Origin of the sequence: Roseateles sp. (assembly GCF_047654785.1) — a bacterium.
In the GTDB taxonomy this organism is placed as follows: Bacteria; Pseudomonadota; Gammaproteobacteria; order Burkholderiales; family Burkholderiaceae_C; genus Pelomonas.
Genome location: NZ_JASGKQ010000003.1, coordinates 1,162,753 through 1,175,627 on the forward strand (window position 1 = coordinate 1,162,753; position 12,875 = coordinate 1,175,627).

Sequence of the window (12,875 nt, forward strand, 5' to 3'; positions counted from 1 at the left end):
AGCGCCGGGCCGCTCCCAAGCCGGCCCGCGCTGGCGATGTGCGAGCGGCTCAATGCCGCGAGCATCGCCGTCCCCTCGGGGGACCGGCCAAGGTAGGCCTTGGACGAGGGGCATCATTTCAGGCTGATCGTCGTATTCACGCCGCCGGTGGAGGCGTCATCGAACCAGCGCGCGGTGACCGTCTTGGTCTGCGTGTAGAACAGCACCACCTGCTTGCCGTAGGGGCCGAGGTCGCCGAGCTTGGACGCGCGCGAGCCGGTGAACGAGAACAGCGGCACCGGCACCGGGATCGGCACGTTGATGCCGACCTGGCCCACGTCGATCTCCTCCTCGAACTTGCGCGCCGCCGCGCCCGACTGCGTGAAGAGGGCCGTGCCGTTGCCGTTCGGGTTGGCGTTGATGAGGGCGATGGCGTCGTCCATGGTCTCGGCGCCGACGATGCACAGCACCGGGCCGAAGATTTCCTGCTCGTAGATGGCCATGCCGGGCCGGACGCCGCTGAAGATGGTCGGGCCGACGAAGTTGCCCTGCTGCAGCGGGCCGCCGAGCGCGGGCCGGCGGCCGTCCAGCTCCAGCGTGGCGCCGTCCTGCAGGCCGCGCTCGATCAGGCTTTCCACGCGCTCGCGGGCCGCGCACGAGATCAGCGGGCCGACGTCGGTGCCCGCGGCGTCGCCGGCACCAACGGTCAGGCCCCGGGCGCGGGAGACGATCTCCGGGATCCACTCGCGCGCCGCGCCCACCAGCACCGCCACCGACACCGCCATGCAGCGCTGCCCCGCCGCGCCGAAGGCCGCGCCCGCCAGCGCGTTGAGCGTCTGCTCCTTGTGCGCGTCCGGCAGCACGATGGCGTGGTTCTTCGCGCCCATCATGCATTGCACCCGCTTGCCGGTGAGGCTGGCGCGCTCGTAGACGTGCGTGCCGACGCGCGTCGAGCCGACGAAGGAGACGGCCTTGATGTCCGGGTGGTCGCACAGCGCGTTGACGACCTGCTCGCCGCCATGCACCACGTTCAGCACGCCGGCCGGCACGCCGGCCTCCAGCGCCAGCTCGACGAGGCGCATCGTCACCATCGGGTCCTGCTCGCTGGGCTTCAGCACGAAGGTGTTGCCGGTGGCGATGGCCATCGGGAACATCCACAGCGGGATCATGGCCGGGAAGTTGAACGGCGTGATGCCGGCGCACACGCCCAGCGGCTGCAGCAGCGTGTAGGTGTCCACCCCGCCCGCGACGTTGTGCGCGCGCTCGCCCATCTGCAGCGTGCCGATGTTGGCCGCGTGCTCCACCACCTCCAGGCCGCGGAACACGTCGCCCTCGGCGTCGGCCAGCGTCTTGCCCTGCTCGGCGGTCAGGATGGCGGCCAGCGACTTGATGTTGTCGCGGATCAGCTGCTGGTATTTCAGGAAGATGCGCGCCCGCTGGCCGATGGGCGCCTTGCGCCAGGTCTTGAACGCGGCCTGCGCCGCCGCGACCGCCGCGGCCACCTCGTCGGCCGTGGCCATCGGCACGCGGGCCAGCACCTGCTGCGTGGCGGGGTTGATGACGTCGCGCCATTCGGTGGTGGCGGACTGGACGAATTCGCCGTTGATCAGCAACGGCACGCGGGGCAGGGAATCGCCGCTCATGGGGTCTCCTCGACGGGGGATGGAATTTCACACAGAATTTATCCACACATTTCACATTGCTCAAGCGGTGGCGGGTGTGAAAGAGAAACATTGCAAACCACTTCGCAAGGATTCAGTGAAGCCTGCCAACGTTGTGAAATCCGACGCGCCCGGCCGCAAGCTCTTCGTCGGCCCGCGGCTGCGCCGGCTGCGCGAGCAGCGGGGCTGGAACCAGAGCCAGCTCGCCGCGCGGCTGGGGCTGTCGCTGAGCTATGTCTCGCAGATCGAGACCAACCAGCGCCCGGTCACCGCCGGCGTGCTGCTGAAGCTGGCCGAGGTGTTCGGCGGCGACGTGGCGCAGTTCTCCGAGGACCAGGACAAGCGCTTGCTGGCCGACCTGGACGCCGCGTTGAGCGACCGCACGTTGGCGCCCGAGCCGCCGGCCGCCGCGCAGCTGGCGCGGCTGGTGGAGCAGGCGCCCGAGCTGGCCGAGGCCTATGTGGCGCTGTACCAGCGCCACCAGCGGCTGCGGGACGAGCATGCCCAGCTGATCGACCGCTTCTACGGCGAGGAGGGCGCCGGCCAGCCGCGCGCCTGGGCCGCGCCGCTGCCGCACGAGGAGGTGCGGGACTTCTTCAACCGCCGCAACAACTACCTCGATACGCTGGACCGGCGGGCCGAGGCGCTGGCGCGCGAGCTGGCGCTGCGGCCCGCGCAGCGCGCCGCCGCGTTGCGCGAGGTGCTGCTGCAGCGCTGCGGCGTGGCGGTGGAGGCGCTGGCCGACCCGGGCGACGGCGGCCTGCTGCGCCACTACGACGCGCGCCGCCGCCGGCTGCAACTGCCGCCGCACCTGAGCGACGCGCAGCAGGCCTTCCAGATGGCCACGCAATACGCGCTGCTGACGGCGGCCGACGTGCTGGCCGGCGAGATCCGCGAGGCCGGCTTCGCCGACGACGCCACCTGCGCGCTGGCCCGCCAGGGCCTGGCGCACTATTTCGCCGGGGCGGTGCTGCTGCCCTATGCCGACTTCCTGGCCGCCGCGCGCGAGAGCCGCTACGACGTGGAACTGCTGCAGCAGCGCTTCCACGTCGGCTTCGAGACCGTGTGCCACCGCCTGTCCACGCTGCAGCGCCAGGGCGCGCGTGGCGTGCCGTTCTACTTCGTGCGGGTGGACCAGGCCGGCAACATCTCCAAGCGCCAGAGCGCCGGCACCTTCCACTTCGCGCGCCATGGCGGCGCCTGCCCGCTGTGGAACGTGCACGAGGCCTTCGCCCAGCCCGGCCGCATCCTGACGCAGGTGGCGGAGATGCCGGACGGCAGCCGCTTCTTCGGCATCGCCCGCACCATCGAGCGCCAGGGCGGCGGCGGCTTCCGCGCGCAGCGCAAGCATTTCGCCATCGGCCTGGGCTGCGACCTCGCGCAGGCGCACGAGCTGGTCTATGCGGACGGGCTGGCCCTGGGCGGCGCCGCGCAGGCCGCGCTGATCGGGCCGGGCTGCCGCGTCTGCCCGCGCGAGCACTGCGTGCAGCGGGCCTTCCCGCCCGCCGGCAAGCCGCTGGTGGCGGACAGCGACCGGGAGTCGCTGGTGTCCTACCGTTTCAGTGGGGCGTGAGGCGTGCCGGCCCGCCGGCGCGCCGCGGCGCCTGCGGCTGATGTCGGCGATGGACGCCTTCCGCGTAAGCGGTCAGCGAACCACGTCCTTGCTGCCAGGGAGATGCGGTGACAGGCTACGTGCCCACTAAACGACAGATGAGCGACCGGGCAGCACCTTGCCGAACGACCCGGGTCGGTCCCGGGTTGTTTCCAAGCGCGTCCGGCATCGGCGCCCGCCCGCCGGGCGGCGTATTCTGTGCGGCCTGCCGCACCCGATACCCGCCATGAACGCCCCGCTGCTGCCCCAGATCCTGCTGAGACCGGACGATGACGCGCAGGCCGACCTCGAGCTCGCCACCGAGGGCGTGCTGCGCTATGTGTGGAGCAGCGAATGGGGGGACATGCTGATCGAGGTGATCGACGGCGCGGCCTACGTCAACGGCCAGCGGGTGCAGGCGGCGCCGGCCCCGGGCCAGCCGTATCGGTGAGGGCGGGCGAGGAGGGCGGGCGGCCCGGATGCCCTGCATCGCGGCGCCCAACCCGGCCTTCGCGGCCGGTTCACGGACGGTCGCGCATCAAGCCGCTGCTGCCTGATGGGTTCTCTTCGACCGCCGCGCCGCACAACCGGCGCAGTTCGTCGAGAAACCGCCGCGCCGCCACGTCGGTGGGCCAGGGCTCCCAGGCGGTGCCGCCGTAGACGGCCTGCAGCGGGTCGTGCGCCAGCACCGGGTGGGCGATGCCCAGCACGTCGCGCACCTCGTCGCGCGACCAGCCGGTGCAATGCACCGCCTCGGACGCCGCCGCCACGCTGTCCGCGTGCTTGTGCGCCGCATGGGCCTCGGGCGTCCAGGCCGGCAGGCGGTAGCGCTGCGCGATGGCCGCCATCAGCCGCCCGGCCACGGCCTGGAATGGCTCGCCCAGCACCCGCTTCAGCGGCGAGATGCAGTCGAAGCCGAGAAAGCCTTCCTCCGCGTCGTGCAGCAGTTCGGCCAGCGCCTCGCCCGGCGCCAGCGGCGCCGCGCTGCCTTCGCGGCGCAGCGCGAGCACGAACAGCGAGTGCTGCGCCACCGACAGCGGCCAGGCCCAGGTCGACTCGCCGCCCCAGCGGTAGGTGCGCGCCAGGCGCAGCGCGAGGTCGTCGTCCGTCCACGCGCCGGGCGAGGGGTTGATCAGGTCCAGCGCCGCGCCGGAGGGCAGGCGGATCCAGGCGCGGGCGCTGCTCATGGCCGAGTCAGGTGTAGCGGCGCTCCAGCTCGTCCCACTGCGGCTTGGCAACCAGCCGCTGCCGCTCGGCGAAGGGCGCGACCAGGCCGCTGCTCTCCAGCACCTGCTTGTCGTCGCGCAGCGCGGTCAGCGCCTTCTGCATGCCCATCACCGCGCCCTGCAGCGCGGCGTTGGCGTACAGCACGATGCCGTAGCCCAGCCGGCCCAGTTCCTCGGCGCCGAAGATGGGCGTCTTGCCGCCGATGACCATGTTCATCAGCTGCGGCGTGGCCAGGCGCTGCGGCAGCGCGCGCACTTCGTCCTCCTTCGTGACGGCCTCGACGAAGAGGATGTCGGCGCCGGCCTCGGCGAACTTCTGCGCGCGCTCGACGGCGGCCTCGAAGCCGTGCGTGGCCGCCGCGTCGGTGCGGGCCATGATGAGGAAGTCCGGGTCGCGGCGGGCGTCCACGGCGGCCTTGATCTTGCTGACCGCCTCCTCGGTGGAGATGACTTCCTTGCCCGAGAAATGGCCGCAGCGCTTGGGCGCGACCTGGTCCTCCAACTGGATGCAGTCGGCCCCGGCGCGCTCCAGCGTGCGCACGGTGTGGATGACGTTCAGCGCGTTGCCGAAGCCGGTGTCGGCGTCGACGATCAGCGGCAGCTCCACGGCGTCGCGGATGCGGGCCGTGTGGTCGGCGATCTCGGCCAGGCCCATGAAGCCCTGGTCGGGCATGCCGAACCACATGTTGGTGACGCCGGCGCCGGTGACGTAGATCGCCTCGAAGCCGAGGTCGGCCACGACCTTGGCGGACAGCGCGTTGAACGCGCCGGGCACGATGACGCCGCGGCGCGCCTGCGCCAGGGCCTTGAGTTGCTTGCGGGTGGACATGGTGTGTGCGGGGGAGGGGTTCAGAAACTGTCGCCGGGCACGCGCACCCAGCCTTCCATCAGGATGCGCGCGCTGCGGCTCATGACGGCCTTGGCGACGCGCCACTGGCCCTCCACGCAGCGGGCCTCGGCGCCGACGCGCAGCGTGCCCGAGGGGTGGCCGAAGCAGACCGCGTGGCGCTCGCCGCCGCCGGCCGCGAGGTTGACCAGCGTGCCGGGCACGGCCGCCGCCGCCGCGATGGCGACAGAAGCGGTGCCCATCATCGCGTGGTGCAGCTTGCCCATCGACAGCGCGCGGACGAGCAGGTCGATGTCGCCGGCCGCGATGCGCTTGCCGCTGGACGCGGCATAGCCCTGCGGCGGCGCGACGAAGGCGACCTTGGGCGTGTGCTGGCGCGTGGCCGCCTCGTCGGCCGACTTGATGAGGCCCATGCGCAGCGCGCCGGCCACGCGGATGGCCTCGAAGCGCGCGAGCGCGGCGGCGTCGCCGTTGACGGCCTCGCGCAGCTCGGTGCCGGTGCAGCCGACGTCGGCGGCGTTGACGAAGATGGTCGGGATGCCGGCCGTGATCAGCGTCGCACGCAGCGGGCCGAGGCCGGGCACGTCCAGCTCGTCCACGAGGCGGCCGGTCGGGAACATCGAGCCGCCGCCGTCGTCGCCGTCCTCGGCCGGGTCCATGAACTCCAGCACGATCTCGGCGGCGGGGAAGGTCACGCCGTCCAGCTCGAAGTCGCCGGTCTCCTGCACCTGGCCATCCTTGACGGGCACGTGGGCGACGATGGTCTTGCCGATGTTGGCCTGCCAGATGCGCACCGTGCAGACGCCGTCGCCGGCCGGCGCCACGAAGCCGGCGTGGACCGCGAACGCGCCGGCCGCCGTGGACAGGTTGCCGCAGTTGCCGCTCCAGTCCACGAAATCCTTGTCGATGGCGACCTGGCCGTAGAGGTAGTCCACGTCATGGCCGGGGCGGCTGCTCTTCGACAGGATCACGCACTTGCTGGTGCTGCTGGTCGCGCCGCCCATGCCGTCGATCTGCGCGGCATAGGGGTCGGGGCTGCCGATGACGCGCTGGAACAGCCGGTCGCGCGCGCGGCCCGGCGTTTGCGCGGCGGGCGGCAGGTCCTGCAGGCGGAAGAACACGCCCTTGCTGGTGCCGCCGCGCATGTAGGTGGCGGGGATCTTGGTCTGTGGGGCTGTCATGTCATGCGGCCTGTTGTTGTGCGAGGAAATCCTGCGCGAAGCGCTGCAGCACGCCGCCCGCCTCGTACACCGAGACCTCCTCGGCGGTGTCCAGCCGGCAGTTGACCGGCACCTCGACGACCTCCCCGTTGCGGCGGCGCACGACCAGCGTCAGCACCGCGCGCGGCGTGCGCTCGCCGGTCACGTCGAAGGTCTCGGTGCCGTCGAGCTGCAGCGTCAGGCGGTTGCTGCCGGGCTGGAACTCCAGCGGCAGCACGCCCATGCCGATCAGGTTGGTGCGGTGGATGCGCTCGAAGCCCTCGGCCACCACCACCTCCACGCCCGCCAGCCGCACGCCCTTGGCGGCCCAGTCGCGCGAGGAGCCCTGGCCGTAGTCGGCGCCGGCAATGATGATGAGCGGCTGGCGGCGGTTCAGGTAGGTCTCGATGGCCTCCCACATGCGCACGACCCGGCCCTCGGGCTCGACGCGGGCGAGCGAGCCTTTTTGCTGCCGGCCGTCCACCACCGCCATCTCGTTGACGAGCTGCGGGTTGGCGAAGGTGGCGCGCATCGCGGTCAGGTGGTCGCCGCGGTGGGTCGCGTAGGAGTTGAAGTCCTCCTCGGGCAGGCCCATCTTCGCCAGGTATTCGCCGGCCGCCGAGTCCGGCAGGATGGCGTTGGACGGCGACAGGTGGTCGGTCGTGATGTTGTCCGGCAGCAGCGCCAGCGGGCGCATGCCGGCGAGCGTGCGCGGGTTGGCGGCCAGCGCGCCGACGCCCTCGGTGTCCCAGTAGGGCGGGCGGCGGATGTAGGTGGACTGCGGGCGCCAGTCGTACTGCGGCGCGGCGCGCTCGCCGCTGTCGGCGCGGATGGCGAACATCGGCTCGTAGACCGCGCGGTACTGCTCGGGCTTGACGGCCCGGGCCACCACGGCGTCGATCTCCTCGTCGCTGGGCCAGAGGTCCTTCAGGCGGAATCTCGCGGCCCGCGACGACGGCCAGCACGTCGTGCTCGATGTCGAAGCGCACCGTGCCGGCCAGCGCGTAGGCGACGACCAGCGGCGGCGACGCGAGGAAGGCCTGCTTCGCATAGGGGTGGATGCGGCCGTCGAAATTGCGGTTGCCCGAGAGCACGGCGGTCGCGTAGAGGTCGCGCTCGATGATCTCCTGCTGGATCCTGGGGTCGAGCGCGCCGCTCATGCCGTTGCAGGTCGTGCAGGCGAAGGCGACGATGCCGAAGCCGAGCTTCTCCAGCTCGCCCAGCAGGTCGGCCTCCTTCAGGTACAGCTCCACGGCCTTGGAGCCGGGCGCGAGCGAACTCTTGACCCAGGGCTTGCGCGCGAGGCCCAGCGCGTTGGCCTTCTTCGCCAGCAGGCCGGCGGCGATGACGTTGCGCGGGTTGCTGGTGTTGGTGCAGCTGGTGATGGCCGCGATGATGACGGCGCCGTCCGGCATCAGGCCCTGCGCCTCCTGCTGCCGGCCGGCGGCGAGCTTGGCCTCGTCGGCGATGCCGCGCTCGGCCAGCGCCGAAGTCGGCAGCCGGCGATGCGGGTTGGACGGGCCGGCCATGTTGCGCACGACGCTGCCGAGGTCGAAGCGCAGCACGCGCTCGTAGCGCGCGGTCGCCAGCGTGTCGGCCCAGAAGCCCGCCGTGCGGGCGTAGTGCTCGACGAGCTTCACCTGCTCGTCGCTGCGGCCGGTGAGCTTCAGGTAGGCGATGGTCTGCGCGTCGATGTAGAACAGCGCGGCCGTGGCGCCGTACTCGGGGCACATGTTGGCGATGGTCGCGCGGTCGCCGATGGACAGGCTGTCGGCGCCCTCGCCGTAGAACTCCAAGTAGGCGCCGACGACCTTCTGCTGGCGCAGGAACTCGGTCAGCGCGAGCACCACGTCGGTGGCCGTGATGCCGGGCGCGCGCCGGCCGGTCAGCTCGACACCGACGATGTCCGGCAGCCGCATCCACGATGCGCGGCCGAGCATCACGTTCTCGGCCTCCAGGCCGCCGACGCCGACGGCGATGACGCCCAGCGCGTCGACGTGTGGCGTGTGGCTGTCGGTGCCGACGCAGGTGTCCGGGAAGGCCACGCCATCCTGCACGTAGACCACCGGCGACATCTTCTCCAGGTTGATCTGGTGCATGATGCCGTTGCCCGCCGGGATGACGTCCACGTTGTCGAAGGCCTGCTTGGTCCACTCGATGAAGTGGAAGCGGTCCTCGTTGCGGCGGTCCTCGATCTCGCGGTTCTTGCGGAAGGCGTCGGGGTCGAAGCCGCCGCACTCGACGGCCAGCGAGTGGTCCACGATCAGCTGCACCGGCACGACCGGGTTCACGGCCGCCGGGTCGCCGCCCTCTTTGGCGATGGCGTCGCGCAGGCCGGCCAGGTCCACCAGCGCCGTCTGGCCGAGGATGTCGTGGCAGACCACGCGCACCGGGAACCAGGGGAAGTCCTGGTCGCGGCGGCGCTCGATGAGCTGGCGCAGGTAGGCGCCCAGCTCGGCCGGGTCGGCGCGGCGCACGAGGTTCTCGGCGTGGACGCGGGCGGTGTAGGGCAGCGTGGCCCAGGCGCCCGGCTCGATCGCATCGACGGCCTCGCGGGCGTCAAAGAAGTCCAGCGCTGTGCCGGGCAGGGGCTTGCGGTATTGCATGTTCATTCAGTCATCCATTCGCATAGTTGCGGGCTGAGCGCCGGGCCGCCCCAAGCCGGCCCGCGCTGGCGATGTGCTCGCGGCTCGATGCCGCGAGCACATCGCCGTCCCCTCGGGGACTGAGGCCGGTTCACTGGCGCTCGTCGATGGGGATGAACTTCTGGTCTTCCGGGCCGGTGTAGTTGGCGCTGGGGCGGATGATCTTGTTGTCGATGCGCTGCTCGATCACGTGCGCCGCCCAGCCGCTGGTGCGCGCGATGACGAACAGCGGCGTGAACATCGCCGTCGGCACGCCCATCATGTGGTAGCTCACCGCGCTGAACCAGTCGAGGTTGGGGAACATCTTCTTGACCTCCCACATGACCGACTCCAGCCGCTCGGCGATGTCGTACATCTTGGTCGAGCCGGCCTCGTCGGAGAGCTGCTTGGCCACGCCCTTGATGACGACGTTGCGCGGGTCGCTGACGGTGTAGACCGGGTGGCCGAAGCCGATGACGACTTCCTTGCGCTCGACGCGGGCGCGGATGTCGGCCTCGGCCTCGCCGGGGTTGTCGTAGCGCTTCTGGATCTCGAAGGCCACCTCGTTGGCGCCGCCGTGCTTGGGGCCGCGCAGCGCGCCGATCGCGGCGGCGATGGACGAGTGCATGTCGCTGCCCGTGCCGGCGACGACGCGCGCGGTGAAGGTGCTGGCGTTGAACTCGTGCTCGGCGTAGAGGTTCAGCGAGGTGTGCATCGCGCGCACCCAGCTCTCGCTCGGCGCCTCGCCGTGCAGCAGGTGCAGGAAGTGGCCGCCGATGGAGTCGTCGTCGGTCTCCACGTCGATGCGGCGGCCGTTGTGGCTGAAGTGGTACCAGTACAGCAGCATGGAGCCGAGCGAGGCCATCAGCCGGTCGGCGATGTCGCGTGCGCCGGGCAGGTTGTGGTCGTCCTTCTCGGGCAGCACGCAGCCGAGCACGGACACGCCGGTGCGCATCACGTCCATCGGGTGGGCGGCGGCGGGCAGCGTCTCCAGCGCGCCCATCACCGCGTCGGGCAGGCCGCGCAGCGCCTTCAGCTTGGCCTTGTAGGCCTTCAGCTCGGCGCGGGTCGGCAGCTTGCCGTGGACCAGCAGGTGGGCGATCTCCTCGAACTCGCAGACCTCGGCGATGTCCAGGATGTCGTAGCCGCGGTAGTGCAGGTCGTTGCCGCTGCGGCCGACGGTGCACAGCGCGGTGTTGCCGGCCGTCACGCCGGACAGCGCGACGGACTTCTTGGGCTTGAAGCCGGGGGTGGTGGTTTCGCTCATGGGGACTCCTGGAAGGGCTGGGGTGTCGAAGGGGTCAATGCGTGGGGGAAGCGGGGGGCGGCGCGAGGCGGCCGTCGCGGGCGGTCAGCGGCGTCGGGTGGCCGGCGGCGTCCACCGCGACCATCTCGAAGCAGGCGCGCAGCACCTCCTGCGGCGGCGCGCCGGGGTCGGCGTCGAGCGCGGCGCAGACCTCGACCGTCATCGAGCTGTGCCCCCGCCGGGCCACGCGGGCGTGCAGGTGCAGCAGCGCGCCGACGGCCACCGGCGCGAGGAATTCGATGTCGCGGGCCGCCGCCATGACGACCGGCTGCCGGCCGAAGCGGGCCGCGGCGAGGTAGGCCGTCTCGCCCAGCAGCGACAGCGCCGCCGGCCCGAACAGCGTGCCGTAGTGGTTGGCCTGCTGCGGCAGCACGAGTTCGGTGCGCGTCAGCGCATCCAGCGGCGCCGCGGCGAGGGTCTTGATCCAGTCCATGCCGGCATGGGATAGTCATTGCAGTTCGCAATCTTTGCATCCTCGCACGAGGGGTTCAATGGTTGAATTGGCAATAAATTGCGAAGCCGGTCGCTGCGATTTGCGAACATTGCAAAGATGAGAAAAACCTTTCTGGGCGTGAAGCTCAAGACCCTGCGCGAGCAGCGCGGCCTGACGCAGGCCGCGCTGGCCCAGGCGCTGAAGCTCTCGCCGAGCTATGTGAACCAGCTGGAGAACAACGAGCGGCCGCTCAGCGTCCAGGTGCTGCTGCGGCTGCAGTCCGCGCTGGGCGTGGACCTGCAGTTCTTCTCCGAGGACGACGAGGCCCGGCTGTTCGCGCAACTGCACGAGATCGTCGCCGAGACCGCGCCGGCCGGCGGCGTGCCGGACGCCGAACTGCGCACGCTGGCACAGCAGATGCCCGCGATGGCCCAGCTGCTGCTGCGCCTGCACGCCCGCGCCCGGGGTGCCGAGCAGCGCGTGGAGAGCCTGGGCCTGGGCGAGCGCGACGCCGCCGCGGCCGGCGCCGGCCAGGGGCCGCACGAGGACGTGCGCGACTTCTTCTACGCCCACCACAACCACATGGACGTGCTGGACCGCGCCGCCGAGGCACTGGCGCGGCGGCTGGCGGCCGGCGCGGCGGGGCAGGACCTGCCGGCGCGGCTCGAGGCCCACCTGGCGCAGGCGCACGGCGTGTACGTGCAGGCCGTGCCCGAGGGGCGGCTGCGCCGCTTCGAGCCGGCGCGGCGCCTGCTGCTGCTGTCGGAATCGCTGGCGCCCTGGCAGCGCGCCTTCCAGATGGCCACGCAACTGGCCTACCTGGAGAACGAGGCCGAGATTGCCCGCCTGGTCGCCAGCGGCCGCTTCAGCCCCGAGGCGGCGGCGCTGGCCCGCATCGGGCTGGCCAACTACTTCGCGGGCGCGCTGGTGCTGCCCTATGGCGAGTTCCTGGCCGCCGCCCGGGAGCTGCGCTACGACATCGCGCTGCTGGCGCGCCGCTTCGGCGTCAGCTTCGAGACGGCCTGCCACCGCCTCTCCACGCTGCAGCGCCGCGAGGCGCGCGGCGTGCCCTTTTTCTTCATCCGCGTGGACCGCGCGGGCAACATCTCCAAGCGCCAGTCGGCCACGGACTTCCACTTTTCCCGCAGCGGCGGCACCTGCCCGCTGTGGAACGTCTACGAAGCCTTCGCCCAGCCCGGGCGCGTGCTGACCCAGGTGGCCCGCATGCCGGACGGGCGCAGCTACCTGTGGATCGCGCACGGCGAGCTGCGCGCCACCGGCGGCTACGGCTCGCCGGCGCGGGAGTTCGCGGTCGCGCTGGGCTGCGACCTGCGCCACGCCAGCCAGCTGGTCTACGCCCGCGGCCTGGACCTGAGCGACCCCGAAAGCGCCACGCCCATCGGCCCCGGCTGCAAGCTCTGCGAGCGCGAGGACTGCGGGCAGCGCGCCTTCCCGGCGCTGGGCAAGCGGCTGCGCATCGACGAGAACGAGCGCGCCGCCCAGCCCTACGCGGCCGGCTGAGCCGCCGGCGCCTGCCAGGCGCGGTCTAACGATTAGAGAGCGAACCATGCCCTCCACCGAAGAGCGCTTCTCGATGGCGCTGCACCACATGGCGCGGGCCTGGCGGCAGGCGCTCGACCGCCGCCTGAAGGACCTGGGCGTGGGGCAGGCCGGCTGGATGGCGATCGCCAACGTCGCCAACGCCCGCGAAGCGCTGTCGCAGACCGAGCTGGCGGCCCGGCTGGGCGTGGAGGGGCCGTCCGTGGTGAGCCTGGTGGACCGGCTGGCCAAGGCGGGGCTGGTCGCGCGCGCGCCGTCCGCGACGGACCGGCGCGTCAAGCACGTCGTACTGACCGAGGCCGGCCGTGCGCTCTACGACAAGGTCCGCACGGTGGCCGACGCCTACCGCAAGGAGTTGCTGGGCGGCGTCGACCGCGCGCGCCTGCAGGCAGCCACCGAGTTCCTGGAGGCGCTGCAGGCGCGGGTCGAGGCCAGCCTGTGAGCGCCGC

General features: G+C 71.8%; 10 protein-coding genes and 1 pseudogene. 4 read left to right on the forward strand and 7 right to left on the reverse strand.

The window, feature by feature from the left end:
- Window positions 1-113: 113 nt before the first annotated feature.
- Window positions 114-1,622 carry a CoA-acylating methylmalonate-semialdehyde dehydrogenase gene (locus QM788_RS14505; protein ID WP_415662167.1) on the reverse strand — a complete coding sequence of 503 codons (1,509 nt, stop codon included), beginning with the start codon at window positions 1,620-1,622 and terminating at the stop codon, window positions 114-116.
- Window positions 1,623-1,755: 133 nt separating this feature from the next.
- On the opposite strand from QM788_RS14505, the gene QM788_RS14510 reads away from it, so the two are divergent.
- Window positions 1,756-3,213: a short-chain fatty acyl-CoA regulator family protein gene (locus QM788_RS14510; protein ID WP_415662168.1), complete on the forward strand. Its 1,458-nt coding sequence runs from the start codon at window positions 1,756-1,758 to the stop codon at window positions 3,211-3,213.
- Between the two features lie 265 nt (window positions 3,214-3,478).
- Entirely contained in the window at window positions 3,479-3,682 is a 204-nt protein-coding gene (locus QM788_RS14515) for a hypothetical protein (protein WP_415662169.1), read from the forward strand.
- A gap of 70 nt (window positions 3,683-3,752) precedes the next feature.
- On the opposite strand, the gene QM788_RS14520 is transcribed toward QM788_RS14515, so the two are convergent.
- From QM788_RS14520 to QM788_RS14545, 6 genes and pseudogenes are all read right to left on the reverse strand, one after another.
- Entirely contained in the window at window positions 3,753-4,418 is a 666-nt protein-coding gene (locus QM788_RS14520) for a phosphohydrolase (RefSeq protein ID WP_415662170.1), read from the reverse strand.
- 7 nt (window positions 4,419-4,425) lie between these two features.
- On the reverse strand, window positions 4,426-5,286 hold the full coding sequence (locus tag QM788_RS14525) for an isocitrate lyase/PEP mutase family protein (protein ID WP_415662171.1): 861 nt from the start codon (window positions 5,284-5,286) through the stop codon (window positions 4,426-4,428).
- A gap of 20 nt (window positions 5,287-5,306) precedes the next feature.
- Window positions 5,307-6,485, reverse strand: coding sequence for a 2-methylaconitate cis-trans isomerase PrpF (prpF, locus tag QM788_RS14530; RefSeq protein WP_415662172.1), 1,179 nt, complete (start codon window positions 6,483-6,485; stop codon window positions 5,307-5,309).
- 1 nt (window position 6,486) lies between these two features.
- A pseudogene (gene acnD / locus QM788_RS14535) lies at window positions 6,487-9,115 on the reverse strand (Fe/S-dependent 2-methylisocitrate dehydratase AcnD).
- Between the two features lie 124 nt (window positions 9,116-9,239).
- Window positions 9,240-10,394 (reverse strand): 2-methylcitrate synthase, encoded by a 1,155-nt coding sequence (gene prpC / locus QM788_RS14540; protein ID WP_415662173.1) that lies wholly within the window; start codon window positions 10,392-10,394, stop codon window positions 9,240-9,242.
- Window positions 10,395-10,428: 34 nt separating this feature from the next.
- Window positions 10,429-10,866, reverse strand: coding sequence for an acyl-CoA thioesterase (locus QM788_RS14545; protein WP_415662174.1), 438 nt, complete (start codon window positions 10,864-10,866; stop codon window positions 10,429-10,431).
- A 117-nt stretch (window positions 10,867-10,983) separates the two neighbouring features.
- On the opposite strand from QM788_RS14545, the gene QM788_RS14550 reads away from it, so the two are divergent.
- Window positions 10,984-12,387, forward strand: coding sequence for a short-chain fatty acyl-CoA regulator family protein (locus QM788_RS14550; protein WP_415662175.1), 1,404 nt, complete (start codon window positions 10,984-10,986; stop codon window positions 12,385-12,387).
- 46 nt (window positions 12,388-12,433) lie between these two features.
- A complete protein-coding gene (locus QM788_RS14555; protein WP_415662176.1) occupies window positions 12,434-12,868 on the forward strand; it encodes a MarR family winged helix-turn-helix transcriptional regulator in 435 nt (144 codons plus the stop codon).
- Window positions 12,869-12,875: the final 7 nt, after the last annotated feature.

Bases quoted from the DNA above. Each gene is read 5' to 3' on its own strand.
- QM788_RS14505 (WP_415662167.1), bottom strand. From the start codon at position 1,622: ATGAGCGGCGATTCCCTGCCCCGCGTGCCGTTGCTGATCAACGGCGAA.
- QM788_RS14515 (WP_415662169.1), top strand. From the start codon at position 3,479: ATGAACGCCCCGCTGCTGCCCCAGATCCTGCTGAGACCGGACGATGAC.
- QM788_RS14520 (WP_415662170.1), bottom strand. From the start codon at position 4,418: ATGAGCAGCGCCCGCGCCTGGATCCGCCTGCCCTCCGGCGCGGCGCTG.
- QM788_RS14525 (WP_415662171.1), bottom strand. From the start codon at position 5,286: ATGTCCACCCGCAAGCAACTCAAGGCCCTGGCGCAGGCGCGCCGCGGC.
- prpF (WP_415662172.1), bottom strand. From the start codon at position 6,485: ATGACAGCCCCACAGACCAAGATCCCCGCCACCTACATGCGCGGCGGC.
- prpC (WP_415662173.1), bottom strand. From the start codon at position 10,394: ATGAGCGAAACCACCACCCCCGGCTTCAAGCCCAAGAAGTCCGTCGCG.
- QM788_RS14545 (WP_415662174.1), bottom strand. From the start codon at position 10,866: ATGGACTGGATCAAGACCCTCGCCGCGGCGCCGCTGGATGCGCTGACG.
- QM788_RS14550 (WP_415662175.1), top strand. From the start codon at position 10,984: ATGAGAAAAACCTTTCTGGGCGTGAAGCTCAAGACCCTGCGCGAGCAG.
- QM788_RS14555 (WP_415662176.1), top strand. From the start codon at position 12,434: ATGCCCTCCACCGAAGAGCGCTTCTCGATGGCGCTGCACCACATGGCG.